We start from the raw sequence: 23,788 nt of genomic DNA, 5'->3' as shown, positions 1-23,788 counted from the left end.
ACGCATCTTATGAACCAATTACAAAGCAAGATTAATGTTCGAAGTGAAGACTTCAAAACAAACCAGCAAGCCATGCAAACATTGGTCACAGATCTCAAACAAGTTGCCCAGCGTATTGCTTTAGGCGGTGGTGAAAATGCCCGTCAAAAACATTTGGCTCGAGGTAAGCTTTTACCCCGTGAACGTATTGATCAACTGATTGATGTCGGCACGGCATTTTTAGAAATTGGTCAACTGGCAGCGTACAACGTTTATGAAGATGATGTTCCTGCTGCGGGTGTGATTGCGGGTATTGGTCAGGTCAACGGCATCACTTGCATGATCGTTGCAAACGATGCAACGGTTAAAGGTGGAACGTATTACCCACTTACGGTTAAAAAGCATTTACGCGCACAAGAAATTGCTGAACAAAATCACTTGCCTTGTATTTATTTAGTAGATTCAGGCGGTGCCTATTTACCAATGCAAGATGAAGTTTTCCCAGACCGTGATCACTTTGGGCGTATTTTCTATAATCAGGCACGCATGTCGAGCCTAGGTATTGCCCAAATTGCCGTGGTAATGGGTAGCTGTACCGCAGGTGGTGCGTATGTACCAGCGATGTCTGATGAAACCATTATTGTACGTAATCAAGGTACGATTTTCTTAGGTGGTCCTCCTCTGGTAAAAGCTGCAACTGGCGAAGTGGTAAGCAGTGAAGATTTAGGCGGTGGCGATGTACACACACGTCTTTCAGGTGTAGCTGACCACTTAGCTGAAAATGATGAACATGCCATTGCGATTGCACGAAACATTGTTGCTAACTTAAATAAAAAGCCAAATGAGTTAAATAAGCAAATTGATGAACCATTATTTGATGCATCAGAACTCTATGGCGTGGTGCCAAGTGATGCGCGTAAACCTTTCGATGTGCGTGAAGTCATTGCACGTATTGTAGACGGCTCTCGCTTTGACGAGTTTAAAGCCCGCTTTGGCTCAACACTTGTAACGGGTTTCGCTTCTCTCTACGGCATGCCAGTCGGGATTATTGCCAATAACGGAATTTTATTTTCCGAGTCTGCTCAAAAAGGCGCGCACTTTATTGAACTGTGCACACAGCGCAATATTCCATTGTTATTTATACAAAACATCACTGGCTTTATGGTTGGTCGCCAGTATGAAAATGAAGGGATTGCCAAACACGGCGCTAAACTGGTGATGGCAGTTGCCACTGCAAATGTACCAAAACTCACGCTGATTATTGGTGGTTCATTTGGTGCAGGTAACTACGGTATGTGTGGCCGCGCTTATTCACCACGCTTTTTATGGACATGGCCGAACTCTCGTATTTCAGTGATGGGCGGCGAACAAGCAGCAAGCGTACTCTCAACTTTAAAACGTGATCAAATTGAGCAAAAAGGTGCCGAGTGGTCAGCGCAAGAAGAAGACGAATTTAAACAACCAATTCGTGAACAATACGAGCGCCAAGGCCATCCATACTATGCTTCTGCCCGCCTTTGGGACGACGGTGTCATTGACCCAGCGCAAACTCGTCAGGTACTTGGTTTAAGTTTGGCTGCGGCCATGAATGCTCCAATCCAGCCAACCAAATTTGGCGTGTTCCGCATGTAAGAGGTGTATATGAGCTATCAATTTTTACAACTCGAACAACAAGGTCAGGTTGCCTATGTTTGGCTGAACCGCCCTGAATTGCACAATGCTTTTAATACGACAGTCATTGAAGAATTGCATACTTGCTTTAAGCAAATTAATACTCGTGATGACATTCGTGTTGTGGTTTTAGCTGGTCGCGGTAAAAGCTTTTCGGCAGGTGCCGACCTCAACTGGATGAAACAGGCAGGTCAAGCATCTTCAGCAGAAAATGAAGCAGATGCATTAAAACTTGCGCAAATGCTTGATGCACTTGCAACACTTAAACAACCGACTATTGCTCGCGTGCATGGCATTGCCTTTGGCGGCGGTATGGGCTTAGCATCGGCATGTGATATTTGCATTGCCAGCACTGATGCCAAGTTTGCAACTTCTGAGGTTCGTTTAGGACTTGCTCCATCTACCATTAGTCCCTATGTGATTCGTGCGATTGGTGCAAGACAAGCCTCTCGTTACTTTTTAACTGCCGAGCGGATTTCAGCACGTGAAGCCAAACAAATTGGTTTAGCACACGAAGTAGCAGATGCTGAAGACTTAGATAAAAAAGTTCAAGAAATTATTGATGCTCTATTACTCGGTGGCCCGCATGCCCAAGCGGCCTCAAAACAACTCATTCAAATGGTGAGCAACCAGACCATGAGCAATGACTTGCTGCAACAGACAGCACATCATATTGCTCAAGTTCGTCAAGGCAGTGAGGCAAAAGAAGGTCTAAGTGCCTTTTTAAATAAACAACAGCCTGCTTGGGTTTCTAACTCGAATAACAACAATTAAGGACGATCATCATGTTTGAAAAGATTTTAATTGCGAACCGTGGCGAGATTGCCTGCCGCGTAATTCGTACAGCTAAAAAATTAGGTATTAGAACGGTTGCCGTTTACTCAGATGCAGACGCAAATGCACAACACGTCAAACTTGCAGATGAAGCGGTTTATATTGGTCAGTCCCCTGCAACACAAAGTTATTTACAGGTTGACCGTATTATACAAGCAGCGATTGATACAGGCAGCCAAGCGGTTCATCCGGGCTATGGCTTCCTTTCTGAAAACGACCAGTTCGCACTCGCTTGCCAACAACACAACATTTGCTTTATTGGCCCGCCAGTGGATGCCATTTTAGCGATGGGCTTAAAAGCGACCTCGAAAGCTTTAATGGAAAAAGCAGGTGTTCCTTTAACACCGGGTTATCACGGAACCAACCAAGATGCCGACTTTTTAAAACAACAGGCAGACCGAATTGGCTATCCTGTTTTAATTAAAGCCAGTGCGGGCGGCGGTGGTAAAGGCATGAGTCTGGTTGAACGCAGTGAAGATTTTCTGCATGCCTTAGCCTCTTGTAAACGTGAAGCCAAATCCAGCTTTGGTAATGATGATGTCTTGATTGAGCGTTATGTGATTCAACCGCGCCATATTGAAGTGCAAGTGTTTGGCGATACACATGGCAACTATGTACATTTGTTTGAACGTGATTGTTCGGTACAACGCCGTCACCAAAAAGTGTTAGAAGAAGCCCCTGCTCCACAAATGCCAAGCGAGAAGCTCGATGCAATGCGCCAAGCTGCAATTGATGCTGCACGTGCGGTAAATTATGTCGGTGCTGGTACAGTTGAGTTTATTGTAGAACAAGATGGAACGGCGTATTTCATGGAAATGAATACCCGTTTACAAGTCGAACACCCTGTCACCGAAATGATTACAGGTGAAGACTTGGTCGAGTGGCAACTTCGTGTGGCTTATGGTGAACCTTTACCTAAACTACAAAACGAATTAAAAATTCACGGCCATGCGCTTGAAGCACGTATTTACGCCGAAGAACCTGAAAAAGGCTTTTTACCTGCAATCGGTAAAATTGACTATTTGCATTACCCAACGCAAAACCAATATGTGCGTGTAGACAGCGGTATTGTTGAAGGCGATGAAATCACAACCTATTACGACCCAATGATTGCCAAACTGATTGTATGGGGTAAAAATCGTGAAGCTGCACTTATTCAAATGCAAAATGCTTTAAGCCAATTCCATGTGGATGGCTTAGGTAACAACATTGCCTTTCTTGAAAAAATTGTACGCAGTGAGTCTTTTAAACAAGCCAAGCTTGATACCAACCTGATTCAACGTGAACAAAACTTCTTGTTTAGTCCTGAAGAAATTAAACCGGAACTGGTGGTAGCAGCGGCATTTATTGAGTTTTTAAGCAAACTGAATAACAACAGCTCAAGCCAAAAACAGCTTTGGCAAGCTCAGCCACTTTGGCGTTTAAATATTGCTTATCAGCACAGCATTAAACTGAATTATTTAAACCAAAATATTCAAATTAAATTTGCCTCAAATGAAGATGGCTTCACCGCAGAATATAACGGTCAAAGCTACCCAATTTCAGGTCAATTGCTTGATGCACATACTGCCTCTGTTCAAATTGGTGAGACTCAGCAAAAGCTACCTTTTAACCAAAGTCAGCAAGGCATTACCTTGTTCCAAAATGGTCAAAGCTATAAGTTTGCTTATATCCGCCAAGACTTTAATCAAGCAGATAGCCAAGCCGATGAAGGTCACTTAAAAGCCCCAATGCCGGGTGTGGTCACTCAAGTGCTAGTCAGTGCAAATCATAGCGTGAAGAAAGACGATATTTTAATGACGCTTGAAGCCATGAAAATGGAATATACCATCCGTGCCCCTAAAGATGGCGTGATTGTAGATTCCTATTTCCAAGTCGGTGATCAGGTCAAAGCTGGCGATGAGCTTGTGGAATTTCAGCCTGCACAGGAGGAAGTTGCATGAGTGAGTTTGTCAAAATCGTGGAGGTCGGTCCCAGAGACGGCCTCCAAAATGAAAAGCAGGCTTTAACTGTCGAACAACGCTTAAACTTCATTAACGATCTAATCAGTGCAGGCCTAAAATCAATTGAAGTCGGTTCATGCGTTTCGGCAAAATGGGTACCGCAAATGGCCCAAAGTGACGAGCTATTTAAGTTATTACCCCAAACAACCGATGTGCAATTTAGCCTGCTTACTCCAAATATTAAAGGTTTTGAAACTGCTCAAGCGGTAGGATGCAAAGAGGTTGCGGTGTTTACCGCAGCTTCTGAAAGTTTTACCCGTAAAAATATCAACTGTTCAATCGACGAAAGCTTTGAAAAGTTTAGCGATGTCCTGAACGCAGCAAAAGCACATAACATCCGTGTACGCGGCTATGTCTCTTGTATTGTCGATTGTCCTTATGAAGGCGCAATTGCACCTGAGCAAGTGGTGAAAGTGGTTAAACGACTCTATGACATGGGCTGCTATGAAGTGTCTTTAGGTGAAACCATTGGCACCGCAACACCAGATCGCGTTCAAAAGGTATGGCAAGCCTGCCTTGCTGAACTCGATAGCAAGGTATTAGCTGGGCATTTCCACAACACCTATGGCATGGCAATTGCCAATATTTATCAGTCTTTACAGCAAGGTATTCGTGTTTTTGATTCGTCTCTTGCAGGACTTGGAGGTTGCCCTTATGCCAAAGGCGCCTCTGGCAATGTATCAACCGAAGATTTGTTTTATTTGCTGTCACACATGGGTTTTGAAACTGGCATTAATTTAGAAAAATTGATGCAAGCCAGCCAAAATATTAGCAATGTATTAAACCGAAAAAGCTTGTCGAATTATGCAAATGCGTATTGGCAAACTAAGTGTGCATAGTCATAAATTAAAATAGCTCAGCATCTGGTATAAAGCTGAATATTAGGCCAAGTACCAGATCATCCTATCTCATCTTTATCTCATTCTGTTCAGGAATTGGGATTCAATCCCTCATGCAATTTTTTAAAATTTATCGTTCATCTCTGTATTAAATGCCTCTTTAAAAAGAAGCATTTTCTACCCTATTTTTATTCTAATCCGTATTATTCTTCACCCTTTTTCAATTGTAATCCTTAAAAAATTTATCTCATTATTTATAAAAATAAGATGCATCCATTTCAATTCTTGGAGAAATATATTCTTCTACCCAATCCAACCATGCGCGTGTTTTGGCATCAATAAAATGGCGTGAAGGCAATAAGGTATAAACTCCGATATCGGGCGAACGCCACTCTGGCAAGATATGACATAATCTTCCATTTTGAACCGCGTCTAAAGCCGAAAACATTGGCAATAACGCGACACCCATATCTTGTTGTACCACATCTAGTAATAACTCAGGGTTATCTGCAATGAGTTGCCCCCCAATGTCGATTTGATAAGACTCACCATTGGCATTTAACAAATGCCAATCTGGTGTAATAGACGGGTTTACCAAGCGTAAACAGGCATGATTTTTTAAGTCTTCTGGAGACTTAGGAACACCATGTTTTTCTAGATACGCAGGTGAAGCACATAAAACAGAAAAAATAGTGCCAATTCTACGTGCCACAAAACGAGAATCTGTTAATGATTCAGTGAGATAAAGACTGACATCCACCCCTTTTGCCAACAAGTCTGGAACGTATTGTGAGGTCGTATATTCCACGGTTAATTCGGGATAATGCTTACAAAACTCGGCCATGACAGGGAAAACATAATGATGCCCAAAGCTTCCCATACTTAATACACGTAAACGACCTTTGGGTTTAGATGCCGTTCCGGTGACTTCTGCCTCTGCTTCATCCACCATTGAAATAACTTGCCGACAACGCTCTGCATAAGTCGCACCAATATCGGTCAGTGCCTGCTGGCGCGTTGAGCGTTGTATTAATTTTGTACCTAAGCGTGTTTCTAGCTCGCTGATAAGACGTGAAACCTGTGCTGTGGTCAGATCCATCTGCTCAGCTGCTGCTGTGAAACTCCCGCTATCAATCACTTTCAGGAATGCATGCATTGCATGCAAAAGTCCACCATCGAGATTTTTGCGCATAACGTAAATATCTTTTCCTAAATTACGGATTGTTGCACCAGTTTAGATCAACCACAATGACTAAATGTACATACATTGGCACTAATTCTTTTTTAAGAAGAGGAACCGATCTTTTTTATTTCGTATGTCACTTGCTCCAAATATTCAACTGGATGTTGAAAAAAGAAAGTAGTCCGAGCTACTAAAAATTCTAAGGAGATATAAATGAATATAGCTACAAAAGTCACTCCAAATATTATTGCAACAAAGGATGTGTCACTTGAAGATAAATATGTAAGTGATAACGGTACAGCATTTATGACCGGCATTCAGGCACTTGTTCGGTTGCCTCTTGCCCAAACTCGCCGTGACGCGATCAATGGTTATCATACTGCTGGTTTTATTTCTGGTTATCGTGGCTCCCCTATTGGTAACTATGATAATTTCCTTTGGCAAGTTGAAGGGTTACTCAAATCCCATAATGTCGTATTTCAACCTGGTGTAAACGAAGACTTGGCTGCTACCGCAATCTGGGGTACACAACAAGCAAATCTTTCAGGTCAAGGCAAATATGATGGAGTGTCTTCATGGTGGTATGGTAAAGGCCCGGGTGTTGACCGTTCAGGCGATGTACTCCGCCATGCTAACTTAGCTGGTACCTCTGAACGTGGTGGTGTTGTTGCTTTATTTGGTGATGACCACTCATGCAAATCTTCTACAGTTCCCCACCAGTCTGAACATGTCATGATTGGTTGCGGTATTCCAATTTTCTACCCAACATCCGTTCAACAAATTTTAGACTTTGGTGTTCACGCCATCGCAGTTTCACGTTTTTCTGGTCTTTGGACTTCAATGAAGCTAGTCAGTGAAATTGTAGAAACTTCCGCTTCAGTTCATGTCGACTTAGACCGTGTCACTCCTGTTATACCAGAAGATGTTAATTTCCCAGAGGGTGGCGTTAACATTCGTTGGCCAGATCATGGCATCCAACAAGAAGAACGTCTTTATAAATATCGCTTACCTGCTGTTTTGGCCTATGCCCGTGCGAATAAAATCAATACCGTAACATGGCCTTGTGAAAATGCCCGTATTGGTATTGCTGCAAGTGGTAAAGGTTATTTAGATACCATTGAAGCCCTACGTATTTTAGGAATTGAAGATGAAACAGCCCAACAGCTTGGGCTACGTGTTTATCAAGTTGGTCTGATTTGGCCTTTAGAACCACAAGGTATTCGTGAATTTGCCAAAGGTTTAGAAGAGTTGATCGTTATTGAAGAAAAACGTCCAATTCTTGAAACACAAATTAAAGATGAGCTTTACTCACTTCCTGATGACCAACGTCCTCGTGTCATTGGTAAAGCAACTGACGGCAAAGGTGAATGGAGTACCTCTATTGAAGAAGCACCACTCATTGGTCACTATGAGTACCAGCCTGAACCGATTGCAAAAATGCTGGCTGCTCGCTTCTTAAAACTAGATATTCCAGAAAGCTTAAAAGTACAAATTCAAAGCAGAATCGACTTACTACTAAAAGCAGAGCAAGAATCAAAACGTGTTATTGACCTTGCTGAACGTAAACCTTATTTCTGCAGTGGTTGCCCACATAACTCATCAACAGTCGTTCCTGAAGGTAGCCGTGCATTAGGTGGTATTGGTTGTCACTATATTGCTGTTTCGCTTGACCGCGGTACCGAAACATTCTCTCAAATGGGTGGTGAAGGTGTAAGCTGGGTCGGTGCATCACCTTTTACCAATGAAAAACACATTTTTGCTAACCTTGGTGATGGGACTTACTTCCACTCAGGTTACTTGGCAATTCGTCAATCTATCGCCGCAAAAACCAATATCACCTACAAAATCCTTTACAACGACGCAGTCGCTATGACAGGCGGTCAGCATGTAGATGGTCATTTGAGCGTTGCACAATTAACTCGTCAGCTCGATGCCGAAGGTATTAAAAAACAAGTCATTGTGACTGATGAAATCAAACTGTTAAATGAAGAAGACGGTATTGCACCAGGTGTAGAAATTCGCCACCGTAATGAACTTGACGCAGTTCAACGTGAGCTACGTGAAATTTCAGGTGTAACTGCTTTAATTTATGTACAAACCTGTGCCAGTGAAAAACGCCGTCGCCGTAAACGCGATGCTTACCCTGACCCAGCTGAACGTTTATTCATTAATACCGATATTTGCGAAGGCTGTGGCGACTGTTCTAAAAAATCAAACTGTTTATCTATTGAGCCAGTAGAAACAGCTTTAGGCACTAAACGTCAAATTAACCAAAGTAGTTGTAATAAGGACTTCACTTGTGCTGAAGGGTTCTGCCCAAGCTTTGTGACTGTTCATACACGTGATATGAAACGTCCTGCTAAATTTGAAGGTATTAGCGCAGGATGGCCAACGTCCCCAATTATTCCTCAGTTATATGATGTTCCAAGTCGCATTATGGTCGGTGGTATTGGTGGTACGGGTGTTGTGACTATCGGTGCACTTCTTGGTATGGCAGCTCACCTAGAAGGCAAAGCAACACGTGTTATGGATATGGCAGGTCTTGCGCAAAAAGGTGGTACGGTTTATTCATACGTACAACTTGCAGCAAGTGATGAGCAAATTTCTTCGACCAAAATTCCAGCAGGTCAATGTGAATTACTCATTGGTGCAGATGCGGTAGTTGCTGGTAGTGGTGCAGCCCTTTCGCGCTTAAAAGAAGATGCTCTAGTCATTGTGAATGAAGACAGCACTCCTACTTCTGAGTTTATTAAATCTCGTGACTGGTATGCGCCTATTACCGATTTAATTGATCGTCTTCGTGGTCGTGTTCGTCAAGGTCAACTGGTTTCTCTACCAGCGGCTCGCATTGCCACACTACTCTTAGGTGATTCAATTTATACCAACCAGTTATTACTCGGTATGGCATGGCAATCTGGTCGCATTCCGCTATTACGTGAAAGCATTGAAAAAGCAATTCGCCTAAATGGTACGGCTGTTGAAAAGAACATCGAAGCTTTCCGCGTGGGTTGTCATCTTGCAAGTGACCCGACTTTAGCTGCTCGTTTACTTGCAGCAATGCCAAAAACTAAAACTCCGCAAACTTTGGCTGAACTTGTTGAAGACCGTTCTGCTCGTCTAACAGACTACTGGAATGAAGCTTATGCAGCTAAATACCGCACACTTGTAGAATTGGCAGCTAAAAAGTTACCAGAAGAGTTAACAGGTACGATTGCAACTCAGCTTTATAGAGTTATGGCTTATAAAGATGAATATGAAGTTGCACGTCTACTAACAGGTAAAAGCTTCAAAGAATCGATCGAAACCCAATTCGGTAAAGGCTTACGTTTAACGTATCATCTTGCTCCGCCAGCATTACTTGGTGGCCTGAAAAATGTCCGTAAACGTGCGTTTGGTTACTGGATGCGCTTCCCAATGATGATGCTTGCTCGTTTACAATGGCTTCGTGAAACTTTCCTTGACCCATTTGCACGTCAAGAAGAACGTCAACACGAACAAGCTTGGCGTGACCGTTACATCGCATTTGTTGAAGCACTTGTTGAAGCACCAGACAATCATAACTTGGCAGTTGCTGAACAAATTGCAAAACTACCGGCAGAAGTCCGCGGTTATGGACATATCAAAATGAAAGCAATGGACGCTGCAAAACAACGTTGGGATGAACTTACCCCAACACTACTAAAAGTCCGTAACTAAAAATTAAATCTCAAAATAAAAAAGTCATCCTTAGGGATGACTTTTTATTGGCTCAAAAATTTATTTAGTCATTTTACGTAAAGTCAAAATCTGCTCGCTTCGTCCAAATGGACCATACACATCATGTAAAACTGCACTGGTTAAACCAATGCCATCCGAACCATATTGCTGAACGGTTTCCAAACCTAGCCATTTCCCTTGCGGATAACGGTGCATGTGGATTTGTAAATCAAGATTTGGGAAGCCCCAAGTAAATTCTCCTTCTTGTCTTGGGACAATGCCGTTTGCCGCATCTACCATGCCAATTAAATGCGCAAAATCTGTGGTCGGCTGCCCTTCAACCATTTCTTTGTCATTGTTTAGCCAAACAATGCCTTTGCCCGCGCGATGCTGATCATTAGTTTTAGTGACTAATGTCTGGATAAAACCACCCGGCCATCTTTTCATGCCCGACCACTCAGTAAAGGTATCGGGATGATGAATTGGTTGATCTTCAAGCCCCGCAATCTCGGAACTGTCTTGAGTGCACATGCGCCACGCTCTAGCCACAATACAAGTTTTACCTTGTGCTTGTAGTTCTGCTTCAATCAATTCAATCGTTTTACCGGCACGAATGACATGGGTCTTAATCGTAAATTCACCAAATGCAATTAATCCAAAAATATCAAAACTAATTCGGCCAATTCGCATATCTTGTCGCGGTGAAAACTGTTCTAACTCTACTGCGATGACACCACTTGCAGGCGCCATATGCTGTTCATGAGGGTTCCAAGCACCTTGTGCATGAACAGTTGAGCAATAATGAGCAATCACTTCACCTTGAGGACCAATTGTTCTATTCAGTAATTGATAATAAGCATTCATGATTTTCTTTCCTTAGTCCTTATACAACTTCAATATTTGATGAAAATTCACGTTTTAATGCTTATGTTAACCCTCTATTTCTTTGGCTCAACTGGTTTTTCCTACCAAAAACTAATGAGTCTAAAATTACAAATTTAATCACTAGGTAAAATTTCGCATGTCAATTTCACCCAGCGATTCTAGAACTTACCATTCACTAAAAAGCAAAAGCATCTTGATCGAGCTCCATCACAGATTCAGCTCCAGACTCAATAGAAGCAGCATGACTCTGTGTACGATGCAAAAGCTTTTGATAGAAAAACTTAGCTGTCGTTAATTTTGCTTTATAAAAATCTTCCTCTTGTGTACCCGATTCTAATTTTTCATGGGCAACTTGTGCCATTCGAGCCCACAAATACGCGAACACAACGTAACTGGAAAAATAAAGATAATCTACTGAAGCGGCTCCTATTTCTTCAGGGTTGTGCTTGGCTTTCTCTGCAATCGATTTGGTCAGTGACAGCCATTGCTGCTTAAGCTCAGCTAATTTTTCTAGATAAGGTTTCAGCACTTCATTGAATTGGTGCTGGCTAATAAACTGCTCAATTAAATCAGTCATGTTCTTTAAAAGTTTGCCTTCCGACTTGAGGACTTTACGTGCCAGCAGATCTAGAGACTGAATCTCTGTTGTTCCTTCATACAAGGTTGAGATACGTGCATCACGTACAATTTGCTCCATACCATGCTCAACAATAAAGCCGTGGCCGCCAAATACTTGAACGCCATGCTTTGCAGACTCATTACCCGACTCTGTTAAAAAGGCCTTAGCAATTGGCGTTAAAAAAGCCAGTAATTCGTCGGAGTGTTTTTGCTGTTCCTGATCGTTTGAGCTTTCGACAATATCGACATGCTGAGCCAGAAAATAAGCCAGCGCACGACCACCTTCGGAAAAAGCTTTTTGTGTCATTAACATTGAACGTACAGCGGGATGCACAATAATTGGATCGGCATTTTTGTCAGGATATTTAGGACCGGATAACGAACGCATAGCGAGGCGCTCTTTGGCATAACTTAATGAGCCTTGAAATGAAATTTCAGAAGCAGCAAGCCCTTGTACTGCCGTTCCAATACGTGCGGTATTCATAAAGGTAAACATACTATTGAGCCCGCGATTTTCAGGGCCAATTAAGTAACCTTTTGCGCCATCAAAATTCAGTACACAGGTGGCATTGCCATGAATCCCCATTTTATGTTCAATCGCGCTACAGACGACTTTATTACGGTCCAGCACCTGACCGTCGTCACTCACATTAAATTTAGGCACAATAAATAAAGAAATACCTTTGGTCCCTGCAGGTGCGTGAGGCAAACGGGCTAAAACAATATGAATAATATTTTCAGAAAGATCATGCTCACCCGCCGAGATAAAAATCTTTTCACCTGTAATGGAGTAGCTACCGTCCGGATTTGGTTCTGCTTTCGTTCTAATTAACCCAAGGTCTGAGCCTGCATGTGATTCGGTTAAACACATCGTTCCGGTCCAAACACCGCTAATGAGTTTAGTCAAAAACTTTTGTTTTTGTTGCTCGGTCCCATGATGCTCAATCGTTCTCATTGCGCCATGTGACAATCCCGGATACATTGCCCAAGCCCAATTAGAACCACATAACATTTCAGAAATCGCAATCCGCAGCAATGTCGGCAAGCCCTGCCCACCATATTCCGGATCGGCTGTTAATGAAGTAAAACCAAGCTCGGCATATTTTTGGTAGGCTTCTTTAAACCCTTTCGGGGTTGTGACTACGCCTTGATTTAAATGACAGCCTTCCTGATCACCATTTTGGTTAATCGGTGCCAACTCATTTTCACAAAAATCTGCTGCTGCTTCTAAATATTGATCAATTAATTCTCGATTTACGCTTTCCTGATATTTTCTTAAACCTTGATAGTTTTGTTCTGTTTGAAGCATTTCATGCAGTACAAATTGCATATCACGTAATGGAGCTTTGTATAAAGGCATAGTTTTTTCCTTTCACTTCACTGCCTATGTCATGGGCAGATATCGTTTTTCCTTAAAATGGACTTTTTATTGTTTCAATCTCACCAAAATATCAAAAAATTTCTTATAGCAAAATATATTTTCACTAGTTTAATAAAATTATTCTAACTTAGCCATAGAGATAAAATATAAATATATGTTTTCAAAAAAAAATATAAGATAAAAATTAATTAGTCTTGTTTAACTAGAATAAATTTATATTTTGTATTGCAAAATTTTATTCCGTAAAAAATCAATTTATAGTATGGTGATTAGATTGCTTAATCATGCAAGGACGATTTATGGAAAGCCCGAAATACACAGGTCTTGAATTTTTAACCGCTTTAAAAAATGGTGAAGTTTCTCCATCACCTATGGCTCACACTATACCAATGGAACTCGTTGAAGTTTCTGAAGGTAAAGCAACTTATAAAGTTACTCCCCGCAAAGAACATAGAAATATTCAAGGTGGTGTACACGGCGGCTTTTGCGCCACAGCTTTAGATACAGCAACTGGCAGTGCAGCTCACACTTTACTTGAACATGGTGTCGGCTATGGAACCATTGATTTAAATGTAAAAATGATCCGCCCCATGCAGGTTGATACGTCTTACTATGCGACGGCCGAGTTGATCAATGCGGGCCGCAATATTATTAGTACCCAAGGTAAAATCGTAGATGAGAACGGCAAAGTGTATGCTTTTGCTTCGGCAACCTTAATGATTATTCGCAAATAATAAAATATCTAAGCTCCTATTTATGGAGCTTTTTCTTGCTTTGCTATCTTGTTCATTTCATAAAAATCTAAGCGATCAATCACGAAACTTAACATTGCCATCGCTAAACCTAAGGCTGCACATGCTTCCCATCCCCAATGTTTCCAAGCATACACCGCAATAAAAGAACCTAAGGCGGCTCCGCCAAAATATAAGGTCATATAAATTGAATTAATACGGGAGCGTGCCTCGGCCGAAATTCGATAGACCAAATTTTGGTTAAGCACATGAAATGCTGATAAACCGAAGTACGCCATAATCACACCAACAGCGTAGGCAACCAGAGACTGCTGCGCAAAAAATAGGGGTATCCATGCACTCATTAATAACCCCATGCAAATCACTGCAATTTTATTTTCAAGACCTGCTGCAATTTTCTTACCTGCCCATGGGGTCGCAAATACACCGGCCAAGCCCACTATTCCAAATAAACCAATCTGGAAATCGTTAAAGTGATAAGGCTCATTCGCCAAAATAAAAGTCATGGTAGTAAAAATAAGAGCCAAAATACCAAAGCCAATTCCCCCTGCCAAACCACGGCGTAGTAAATGAGGCTGATGAACAGCTAATGAAAATAGTGAACCATAAATCTGTAGAATATTAAGTTGGTGAGACTTACGCGCAACTGGTAACTTTACCCACATTACCCAAGCAAACACCAAAATGACAATTCCGCTAATTAAATAAACCGCATGCCAAGACCAAACTGTAGAAAGTAAGCCTGCAATAGAGCGTGCCAATAATATTCCCAAGAACAAACCACTCATGAGAGTGCCTACAACTTGAGGGCTTTTTTTCGGGCTGGCTAAACCTGCGGCAAAAGGAACCAAAACTTGAGTCGCAATCGAAAAGAATGTGGCTAAAAAGGTAAAGCCATATAAAGCTGGCAAGGTTTGACTTAAGGATAGTCCTACTTGTGCAAGCCCCGTACAACACATGAGCAAGCAAATATAACTACGCTTTTCAAAAAAGTCGCCTAAGGGAACCAATATAAAAAGGCCAACTGCATATGACAGTTGGCTAATCACAATAGTTAAAGCAACTTGGTCGGCATTAACTTTTAATGCTTCAGCAATCGAATAGATTAAGGGCTGGTTATAATAGTTTGAACCCGCACAAATTCCACATGTCATTGCCATGATAAAAATAAAGCTTTTTGACAGTATATTTTCTGCATTGGGCTCAACTATTTTTTCCATTTTTAACTACGCCCTATTTTAAAATTTATACATCGAAACAAAGTTTACACGTGATACATCAGCGGTTCTGCCGTCAAACACTTCTCGTTTGCCTTGGTGATATTCCATCCCAATATCCATTTGCTCAATCGGTGAATAAAAGACGTTAGCTGCGTAGTCCGTTAAGCGTTTATTAGCATCTGGGTTGAGTTTGGCATATGCCGTGTCGTCGTCATAATCAAACATTGAAGCCGATAAGTTTGCACGCCATTGCTCATTAAATTTATATGAATAACCAATATTGATGCTATTCAACTTATTCATAACCAAATCTGTTTTGTCTTCGTTTAATGAGAAATCACCCGCGGCATTTAAACTTGTTGAATTTGCCAACCCACTTTGGGTGGTATACGGCATAAATTTTTGATCACCGACAATATATTGATAATTTGCTTGTACTGATTGTTGTGGCGTGAGTTGATATTTTAAGCCGCCTCCAGCACCCCAACTTACTTTCTTCACCGTGGCAGTTGCGACATCTGTAGACTTTTCATTAATAAAGCCTTGAGCAAGTGCCGTTAAAGGACCTTGTTTAAAGGTATAGCGACCCGTTAAAGTTGGAAATGCCGATACTCTCGAACCTGTATATTCCAAAGCTACTTTTAAATCATTATTGGCATCAATTTTCCAGTCATAGCGAATTTGAGGAGTACGCGTATAAGAGGTTCCCACAAATTGGGTGTAATCAACAGCTTCTGTACGGGTTTCCATGTTAGACATGAGTGACCATGTTTGACCAAAGGTCCAGTCTTTATAGGTAAAAAATGCATGACGGATGCGGAATTTACCATCCCCCGTTCCCATGTTAGAACTATCAAAGAAATCGGCCTCGATATTCCCTGTAACCGCTTTATTTGGGCTATTAAAATAAACGCCTAATCGGCTTGCATTAATCATGGCATCAGAGCGTGCATGGTTTGAACGTTTTTCACTTTCAAAAGGTGTTCGGTACAGGCTGCTGGTCGTTCTACCACCCGAATCAGGCGATGATTTAAAATCGACCGCTGCATCAATACGGGCAATACCGTAAACCTTAACATTATCCGTCCAAGTGACCCATGAAGGAGCAACTGGCTTTTCTGTTACCGTTGCTTTAGTTTTTTCAATGTTCTCTTCGATCTTAACCTGTTTGACCTGTAAATTATTTTGAGTTTGTTTCTGAGCAGCAAGTTCTGCTTTTAATTTTTGCAGCTCAGTTTCTAGCAAATTAATTCTTTGTTCTGTCGTATCTGAAGAATTTGCAAAAATAGTCCCTGAAGCCGCAGCACAAGCTGCAGCTAAAATTAATTTTTTCATCTTTTAATCCTTAAAGAAGCGTTTTTCCGTGTGTATTTAGGCTACACGTGCATCGATTAATTCACAGTCAGTGACTGCCTGTAATTCATCAAAAGTTAAGCCGTCTACCATTTCCTTGACGTAAGCTTTTTGGTCTTTGAGTTCAATAATGCATAAATCGGTATAAATACGGTTTACACACTGCTCACCCGTTATTGGATAGCTCAGTTCTTTTACAATTTTGGGCTCACCTTTTTTAGTGACATGCTCCATATAGACATAAATCGTTTTTGCACCAACTGCCAAATCCATAGCACCGCCAACTGCCGGCACATCATCTGCCTTACCGGTATGCCAGTTTGCCAAGTCTCCATTTACCGCAACTTGGAATGCACCAATCACACAAATGTCCAGATGACCGCCACGCATAATGTCAAATGAGTCGCCATGATGCATAAAGCATCCACCGTCTAACAAAGTAACAAGTTCTTTTCCAGCATTAACCAAATCTTGATCTTCCTCACCCGGTTGTGGTGGTGGACCAAAAGCCAAAACTCCATTTTCCGAATGTAAAAAGATTTCTTTGTCTTTTGGCAAAAATTTAGCAACGTTGGTCGGTAAGCCAATCCCTAAATTGACATAAGAACCTTCCGGAATGTCATTGGCAATGAGCTTGGCAATATCTTCACGAGAACGCTTTTGAACTGACATTAGATATCTCCTACTTTTACAACGTGCTGTACAAAAATTCCCGGTGTAATAATGCACTCAGGGTCAAGCGTTCCTAGCTCTACGGTGTCATTCACTTGAACAATCGTGGTCTTGGCGGCTTTTGCCATAATTGGGCCAAAATTGCGGGCCGCTTTGCGGTAAGTTAAATTGCCCCAGCGGTCAGCTTTATCGGCATAAATCAGTGCAAAATCAGCTTCAAGTGGGTATTCAAGCACATAGTTTTTACCGTTAATGGTTCGGGTCTCTTTACCCTCGGCAACTTTAGTGCCATAACCAGTCGGAGTAAAAATAGCCCCGAGACCAGCACCTGCGGCCTGAATACGACAAGCCAAATTACCTTGTGGAACCAGTTCTAACTCAATTTTTCCCGCTCTATATAAGTCTTGAAAAACGGTTGATCCAGCAGATTTCGGAAAAGAACAAATCATTTTTTTGACACAGCCAGCAATAATCAGATTTGTTAAACCACGATCACCAGAAGCTGCATTGTTATTTACAATGGTGAGTTCTTTTTTTCCTAAATCGATTAAGGCTTCAATTAATTCAGCAGGTTGCCCCGTCACACCAAACCCGCCTGTCATGATGGTTGCCCCATCAGGAATAGCTTTTAAAATCGGTTCGATGTCACTGGTGATTTTATTTATCATCTCACTTGTCCCTTTTCATCCTTAATTTAAGGTGACAGATTGATCTGTCACTCTGCCTTTTGCGGGTTAAATAGTCGGTCTTTAATAAATAACAATGGAATTACACCGCAGATAAAATAAGCTGCAGCCATCACCAAGAGCCCTAAACCAATAGAACCGTTTTGCGATAGATAACCAATTGTTAATGGAGAGAAAATTGAAAGTACTTTGCCAATGTTATAAGCACCGCCCACTGCCGAGCCTCGAATAGAAGTCGGGAAGCTTTCTGTCATATAGGTGGCATTAATTGCGTAAGGTATACCGTAAAGGAAACCGAAGAACAGCATCATCCATAAAATGTTGGTTGGTGTATTTAAGTAGACAATGACCGGAATAAATAAGGCTGTACCAATGGTTCCAAAAGCGAATACAGCGCGGCGTCCTAATTTATCGGCAACGATCCCTGCGATTACTTTGGCAAACATCATAATTAGGAATGTACCGACCATATACATGGCCATTTCTTTAAACTTGATGCCAAGATCAGACTCTAAATAAGCAGGTAACCAGTTACTTACGCCGTAATAACCAAACTGCAATGCCCCAGTACTAATAATCCAAAGAATAAACATGGTGCCGTGTTTTTTATCTCTTAAAATCTCAAGATATGGATTTTGACGTTTTTTAGGTTGGTTACTTTGAGCGACATCTAGCGCTTTTAATTGACGAGCTTTTTTCCATGACTCAGGTTCAGGTACACAAAAATGCATCAAAACTGACAAAACCACAGGCGTAATTGCAATCCAGTATAGAAAACGCCAGCCATGTTCAGGAATAATATGACCTGCTAGTAATGTCGCTAATAAAGAACCTAGTGTATAACCTGTCATCAGCGTTGCTAAAACGGTAGAACGGTGTTTGGTTGGCACCATTTCAGACATAAGAATGTTACAGGCAATATAAAGTGCACCTAAGCCCATGGCGCCTATTGTTCTTAAAACTGCAAATTGCATATAAGAATGTGTAAAGCCGAGTGCGCAGGTTAATATCGAAGAAAAAGCAATAAAGAAAACAATAATGCGAACCCGACCAAAACGGTCGCAAGCCCAACCACCAATAAGACCACCCACGGCCGAACCAAATAGTGTCAAGCTTCCTAATGTTCCGGCTTGCACACCAGTTAAATGAAACTCTGCTTTAAGACTAGTGAGGCTTAATGCCAAAAAACCTAAATCGGCCCCGTCACATAAAAGTGTAAAAAAAGCGAATATAAAAGCTGTAATCCAAATCTTTTTTGGTGTTTGAATAGCTTCAGTGCTACTCATATTCTCTGTAACAGTCTTTGTTGTCATGTCCATATCCTCAGAAGGAACATGAGGCATCCCATGCCTCATGGCATTTGATTTTTTATTAGGCTGTAGCTTCCCTAATCATGTTTTTGGCAATAATAAGTTGTTGAATTTGCGTGGTTCCTTCATATAAACGGAACAAACGCACATCTCGATAAAAACGCTCGATGGCATATTCACTGATATAGCCCGCACCACCGTGAATCTGTACACAGCGGTCAGCAACACGACCACACATTTCGGTCGCAAACATTTTTGCGCAAGATGCTTCCGTACTAATGTTTTCACCATTGTCACGGCGGCGAGCTGCATCTAGGACCATACATTTAGCTGCATAAATCTCGGCTTTTGAGTCGGCAAGCATGGCTTGAATAAGCTGAAAGTTCGCAATAGGCTGACCAAACTGCTTACGCTCAATCGCATAGTGCAATGCGTCGTTTAACATGCGTTCGGCAACACCCACGCTATAGGCACCAATGTGCAAACGCCCTTTATCAAGCACTTTCATGGCCGTTTTAAAACCGACACCTTCTACGCCACCAATGAGTGCAGAAGCAGGTACACGGCAATTTTCAAAAATCACATCACAGGTATGTGAACCCTTTTGCCCCATTTTTTGGTCAATTTTGCCTAATGTAATGCCCGGTGTATTGGCCTCGACTAAAAAAGCTGAAATGCCACCCGACCCTTTAATTTCAGGATTCGTTCGAGCCATTACGGTAAAAGTTGCAGCATGGGGTGCATTGGTAATAAAACGTTTGGTGCCGTTTAATACATAAAAATCGCCGTCTTTTACAGCACTGGTTTTTAAAGAGGCAGCATCAGAACCAGATTCAGGCTCGGTTAAACAAAATGAACCAATAATTTCGCCACTTGCATAACGCGGTAAATATTTCTGCTTTTGCTCTTCTGTGCCATCAATCAAAATTGCACTTGAGCCAATCCCGTTATTGGTGCCAATTAAAGAGCGAAAAGCCGGTGAAGTTTGCCCAAGTTCAAATGCAACTCTGACTTCCTCTTCCATAGTGATACCTAAGCCACCATATTCTTCGGGAATTGTAAGACCAAACAAACCAAGCTCACGCATTTGCTGCACAATGTCATCCGGAATTTTGTCTTTCTCTACCACTTCGTTTTCACGAGGGATCAATTCATTTTTTACAAAATCTCGAATTGTTGAAAGTAACTGCTCCAACATCCCTTCATCACGGATCATCTGTGATCTCCCTTTTTATGTATTTCCATCGTACCCATCAGCCATCTCCAGCTAATCTGGATACCATATTTTAAATCTTGTTTACTGCGGATGTGTTTCATAGTACGAGAACAAAAATACAAATTTCAAGCTTTTTTGAAAATTAATTTCGTTTAACGAAATTTAAAATTAGACCACTACGTAATATCAATAACTTAGATCTTTTAAAAGATAACAACTACGCTCTTAAAAGAAATAAGACTTGAAATAAATTCCAAAATAAGCATCATAAAAGGAATATAGTTTTGATATGCGAAACAAGGAATTCAAAAATGAGTGTGTCAACAGGGAATAATTTCGTAGAAGTCGACTTTTCTATTCAAAAAATAGCGGTTGTTAAAATTAACCGCCCAGAAGCAAAAAATGCTTTAAACGGTGAAGTTCGTAAACAACTCGCACAAGCTTTTACCGAGTTAAGTTTTAACGATGAGATCAATGCGGTTGTGCTCACAGGCGGTGAAGAAGTCTTTGCTGCAGGTGCAGATCTAAAAGAAATGGCAACCGCAACTTCCACAGAAATGTTATTGCGTCATACAGAACGTTATTGGAATGCGATTGCCCAGTGCCCTAAACCCGTGATTGCTGCCGTAAATGGTTATGCATTAGGGGGTGGCTGCGAACTTGCAATGCATGCTGACATTATTATTGCAGGTAAAGGCGCAACCTTTGGCCAGCCGGAAATTAAAGTTGGTTTAATGCCTGGTGCTGGCGGTACACAACGTTTATTCCGTGCTGTGGGTAAATTCCATGCCATGCGCATGATTATGACGGGCGCCATGGTCAAAGCCGAAGAAGCTTATTTGATTGGTCTTGTTTCACAAGTCACAGAAGATGACCAAACTATTCCAACTGCAATTCAAATGGCACAAAGCCTCGCAAAAATGCCGCCGATTGCCCTGCAACAAATTAAAGAAGTTGCGTTGATGAGCGAGGATGTTCCATTAAATGCAGGCTTAACTCTAGAACGAAAAGCATTCCAGTTACTGTTTTCGACCGAAGATAAAAATGAAGGCGTTCAAGCTTTTATCGAAAAGCGCAAGCCGTCGTATCAAGGTAAATAATTTAAAACCATAATAACAAAGGAATGAAAATGGCCAGAAAAGTATTGATTAGTGCAGGTGGTTCAGGGATTGGACGATGCATTGCCGAGGTATTTTTAAACAATCAGGATGAAGTTTTTGTTTGTGATATTAATGCTAAAAGCCTAGAACAATTTCAACAAGATTATCCAAAGCTACATATATATACCTGTGATTTGGCTGATCATGAGCAAATTAAACTGATGTTTAGTCAAGCCATTCAGAAACTTGGCGGTATTGATATTTTAGTCAATAACACAGGCATCTCCGGCCCAACCGTTGCAGCAGATGAGCTAAGTTTTGAAGATTGGAACACGGTGATTAATTTAAACCTGAATAGCACTTTTTTAATTACCCAGTTAGCCATTCCCTATTTAAAGCAAGCACAGGCAGGCGTGATTATAAATATGTCATCTATTGCCGGACGCTTAGGCTATCCATATCGATTGGCCTATTCCACTTCAAAATGGGGACTGATTGGTTTTACCAAAACGCTTTCTATGGAACTCGGTGCAGATAATATTCGAGTTAACGCTATTCTTCCGGGTGCAGTCGATGGTGATCGGGTTCAACGCGTATTACAGGCCCGTGCCGATGTAGCGCAGACCTCACTTGAAGAAGTGACTCAAAATGCACTGAAAAATCAGTCGCTCAAATATTTTGTCAATCCAAAGCATATTGCAGATTTATGCCTATTTTTAGCGTCAGACAGTGGTCGCTCAATTTCAGGACAAATCTTACCAATTGATGGTGATAAACAATGCTTAAGCTAAATCACCCAACCCTATTTTTCCGTTTAATTTCAAATATAGATCAATAATCAGGATGATCGACATGACTTATGATATTAAAAGCATGGCTGTGATTGGTGTAGGTGTTATGGGCAGTGGTATTGCTCAAATTGCTGCACAGTCAGGTCATACCACTTATTTATATGATGCCAAAGCAGGTGCAGCAGAACAGGCTAAAGAAAAACTGGCTGCTACATTTCAAAAGTTAGTCGACAAAAATAAGATTACATCTGAGCAAGCAGCAGCGGCAAATAACCATTTAATTGTTGCTCATCAAATTGAAGATTTAAAAAATTGCGACCTCATTGTAGAAGCAATTGTTGAACGTCTTGATATCAAACAAAGCTTGATGCAGCAGCTTGAAGATATTGTTTCGGATAATACTATTTTAGCCTCAAACACTTCTTCTCTTTCTATTACAGCCATTGCTGCAAATTGCAAAAAGCCTGAGCGTGTTGTGGGTTATCACTTTTTTAACCCAGTTCCACTTATGAAAGTGGTCGAAGTCATTCGTGGTTTAAAAACAGACCCACTTATTATTGATGCTTTAAACGATCTGTCTCGTGCATTTGGTCATCGCCCTGTTGTAGCGAAGGACACCCCTGGATTTATTATTAATCACGCGGGCCGAGCTTATGGCACCGAAGCGCTCAAAATTTTAAATGAGAATGTCTGTGATATCAGTGAAATTGATCGAATTTTACGTGACGGCGTAGGATTTAGAATGGGTCCTTTTGAATTACTCGATTTAACAGGCCTTGATGTTTCGCATCCAGTTATGGAGTCGATTTATCATCAGTACTATGAAGAAGCCCGCTACAAACCAAACCCGCTCACCAAACAAATGCTAGATGCTAAACAACTTGGACGTAAAGTTAATCAGGGTTTTTATAACTATGAAACTGGTTCAAAAACAGGTGAACAACCTGCGAAGTTTGTAGAGCGTTTAGCAAAATATCCAAAAGTTTGGATCGCTGCCGATTTTTTAGATGATAAGAAACAGCTCGAAGATTATTTAACTCAGCAAAATATTACCCTAGACACCAATTCTGAACCACAAACAGATAGCTTATGTTTACTTGCTTGTTACGGTGAAGATACCACTCAAGCGGCTACTCGCCTTGGGGTTAATCCAGAACATGCTGTTGCTATAGACATGCTTTATGGCATTGCAAAGCACCGTACCTTAATGCCTTCACTCATTACCAAACCTGAATACCGACAAGCCTCTCACTCTATTTTCAATCTAGATGGAAATATGGTCAGCATGATTGCTGAAAGTATTGGCTTTGTTGCGCAGCGCGTTTTAGCAATGGTCATTAATTTAGGTTGCGATATTGCCCAGCAAAATATTGCAACGGTAGATGACATTAATGCTGCAGTACGTCTTGGCTTAGGCTACCCATTTGGTCCAATTGAATGGGGCGATCAAGTCGGCAGTGAAAAAATCTTACTTATTCTGAACCGTATAACAGCACTTACGCATGACCCGCGTTACCGCCCTAGCCCGTGGTTACAGCGTCGTGTCGCACTTCATTTACCTCTTACTTTTACTCACGAGTCTTGAAAAGGAATTTCTCA

At 41.4% G+C, this 23,788-nt stretch carries 18 protein-coding genes; 9 read left to right on the top strand and 9 right to left on the bottom strand.

Annotated elements, in window-relative coordinates; all coding sequences use genetic code 11:
- Positions 1 to 9 precede the first annotated feature (9 nt).
- From GO593_RS14455 to GO593_RS14440, 4 genes are read left to right on the top strand one after another with little or no spacing between them, the layout of a single operon-like run.
- Entirely contained in the window at positions 10 to 1,611 is a 1,602-nt protein-coding gene (locus GO593_RS14455) for a carboxyl transferase domain-containing protein (protein WP_001072760.1), read from the top strand.
- Between the two features lie 9 nt (positions 1,612 to 1,620).
- Positions 1,621 to 2,424, top strand: a complete 804-nt coding sequence (locus GO593_RS14450) for an enoyl-CoA hydratase/isomerase family protein (RefSeq protein WP_000121724.1) — start codon at positions 1,621 to 1,623, stop codon at positions 2,422 to 2,424.
- Between the two features lie 11 nt (positions 2,425 to 2,435).
- Complete coding sequence (locus tag GO593_RS14445) at positions 2,436 to 4,427, top strand: acetyl/propionyl/methylcrotonyl-CoA carboxylase subunit alpha (protein WP_000461799.1); 1,992 nt, start codon at positions 2,436 to 2,438, stop codon at positions 4,425 to 4,427.
- Positions 4,424 to 5,326, top strand: coding sequence for a hydroxymethylglutaryl-CoA lyase (locus tag GO593_RS14440; protein ID WP_001288898.1), 903 nt, complete (start codon positions 4,424 to 4,426; stop codon positions 5,324 to 5,326). Before GO593_RS14445 ends, GO593_RS14440 begins: the two co-directional genes overlap by 4 nt.
- 250 nt (positions 5,327 to 5,576) lie before the next feature.
- Here GO593_RS14440 and GO593_RS14435 read toward each other — a convergent pair whose 3' ends face one another.
- Positions 5,577 to 6,518, bottom strand: a complete 942-nt coding sequence (locus GO593_RS14435; protein ID WP_001230727.1) for a LysR family transcriptional regulator — start codon at positions 6,516 to 6,518, stop codon at positions 5,577 to 5,579.
- A 204-nt stretch (positions 6,519 to 6,722) separates the two neighbouring features.
- On the opposite strand from GO593_RS14435, the gene GO593_RS14430 reads away from it, so the two are divergent.
- Complete coding sequence (locus tag GO593_RS14430) at positions 6,723 to 10,205, top strand: indolepyruvate ferredoxin oxidoreductase family protein (RefSeq protein WP_001017554.1); 3,483 nt, start codon at positions 6,723 to 6,725, stop codon at positions 10,203 to 10,205.
- Positions 10,206 to 10,265: 60 nt separating this feature from the next.
- Here GO593_RS14430 and GO593_RS14425 read toward each other — a convergent pair whose 3' ends face one another.
- Together GO593_RS14425 and GO593_RS14420 are read right to left on the bottom strand one after the other, a co-directional pair.
- Positions 10,266 to 11,069: a thioesterase family protein gene (locus GO593_RS14425; protein WP_000995505.1), complete on the bottom strand. Its 804-nt coding sequence runs from the start codon at positions 11,067 to 11,069 to the stop codon at positions 10,266 to 10,268.
- A 196-nt stretch (positions 11,070 to 11,265) separates the two neighbouring features.
- Positions 11,266 to 13,068, bottom strand: coding sequence for an acyl-CoA dehydrogenase C-terminal domain-containing protein (locus GO593_RS14420; protein ID WP_001131922.1), 1,803 nt, complete (start codon positions 13,066 to 13,068; stop codon positions 11,266 to 11,268).
- A gap of 305 nt (positions 13,069 to 13,373) precedes the next feature.
- Between GO593_RS14420 and GO593_RS14415 the strand changes: the two genes are divergently transcribed.
- The gene (locus GO593_RS14415) at positions 13,374 to 13,823 is read left to right on the top strand and encodes a PaaI family thioesterase (RefSeq protein ID WP_001984007.1); all 450 of its coding nucleotides are present in this window, start codon (positions 13,374 to 13,376) and stop codon (positions 13,821 to 13,823) included.
- A 20-nt stretch (positions 13,824 to 13,843) separates the two neighbouring features.
- On the opposite strand, the gene GO593_RS14410 is transcribed toward GO593_RS14415, so the two are convergent.
- Genes GO593_RS14410 through GO593_RS14385 form a run of 6 tightly spaced genes read right to left on the bottom strand, consistent with a single transcriptional unit; the run spans position 13,844 to position 20,298 of the window.
- Positions 13,844 to 15,061 carry an MFS transporter gene (locus GO593_RS14410; protein WP_000411826.1) on the bottom strand — a complete coding sequence of 406 codons (1,218 nt, stop codon included), beginning with the start codon at positions 15,059 to 15,061 and terminating at the stop codon, positions 13,844 to 13,846.
- 18 nt (positions 15,062 to 15,079) lie between these two features.
- Positions 15,080 to 16,396, bottom strand: a complete 1,317-nt coding sequence (gene dcaP, locus GO593_RS14405; RefSeq protein WP_000733488.1) for an outer membrane trimeric porin-like protein DcaP — start codon at positions 16,394 to 16,396, stop codon at positions 15,080 to 15,082.
- Positions 16,397 to 16,432: 36 nt separating this feature from the next.
- Positions 16,433 to 17,086 (bottom strand): 3-oxoacid CoA-transferase subunit B, encoded by a 654-nt coding sequence (locus GO593_RS14400; protein WP_000116039.1) that lies wholly within the window; start codon positions 17,084 to 17,086, stop codon positions 16,433 to 16,435.
- Positions 17,086 to 17,754, bottom strand: a complete 669-nt coding sequence (locus GO593_RS14395) for a 3-oxoacid CoA-transferase subunit A (protein ID WP_000608703.1) — start codon at positions 17,752 to 17,754, stop codon at positions 17,086 to 17,088. The genes GO593_RS14400 and GO593_RS14395 overlap by 1 nt, the downstream gene beginning before the upstream one ends.
- Positions 17,755 to 17,801: 47 nt before the next feature.
- Complete coding sequence (locus GO593_RS14390) at positions 17,802 to 19,085, bottom strand: MFS transporter (protein WP_002060634.1); 1,284 nt, start codon at positions 19,083 to 19,085, stop codon at positions 17,802 to 17,804.
- A 58-nt stretch (positions 19,086 to 19,143) separates the two neighbouring features.
- A complete protein-coding gene (locus GO593_RS14385) occupies positions 19,144 to 20,298 on the bottom strand; it encodes an acyl-CoA dehydrogenase family protein (protein WP_000617390.1) in 1,155 nt (384 codons plus the stop codon).
- Between the two features lie 311 nt (positions 20,299 to 20,609).
- Here GO593_RS14385 and GO593_RS14380 point away from each other — a divergent pair, with 311 nt between their 5' ends.
- The 3 genes from GO593_RS14380 to GO593_RS14370 all read left to right on the top strand — a co-directional run bounded on the left by GO593_RS14380 (position 20,610) and on the right by GO593_RS14370 (position 23,774).
- Entirely contained in the window at positions 20,610 to 21,398 is a 789-nt protein-coding gene (locus GO593_RS14380) for an enoyl-CoA hydratase (RefSeq protein WP_000116913.1), read from the top strand.
- A 29-nt stretch (positions 21,399 to 21,427) separates the two neighbouring features.
- Positions 21,428 to 22,189, top strand: coding sequence for an SDR family oxidoreductase (locus GO593_RS14375; RefSeq protein ID WP_000101935.1), 762 nt, complete (start codon positions 21,428 to 21,430; stop codon positions 22,187 to 22,189).
- A gap of 61 nt (positions 22,190 to 22,250) precedes the next feature.
- Positions 22,251 to 23,774, top strand: coding sequence for a 3-hydroxyacyl-CoA dehydrogenase (locus GO593_RS14370; RefSeq protein WP_000220488.1), 1,524 nt, complete (start codon positions 22,251 to 22,253; stop codon positions 23,772 to 23,774).
- Positions 23,775 to 23,788: the final 14 nt, after the last annotated feature.

It is taken from the genome of Acinetobacter baumannii (assembly GCF_009759685.1).
Lineage (GTDB): Bacteria > Pseudomonadota > Gammaproteobacteria > Pseudomonadales > Moraxellaceae > Acinetobacter > Acinetobacter baumannii.
This window is presented reverse-complemented; position numbering and strand designations above follow the sequence as displayed.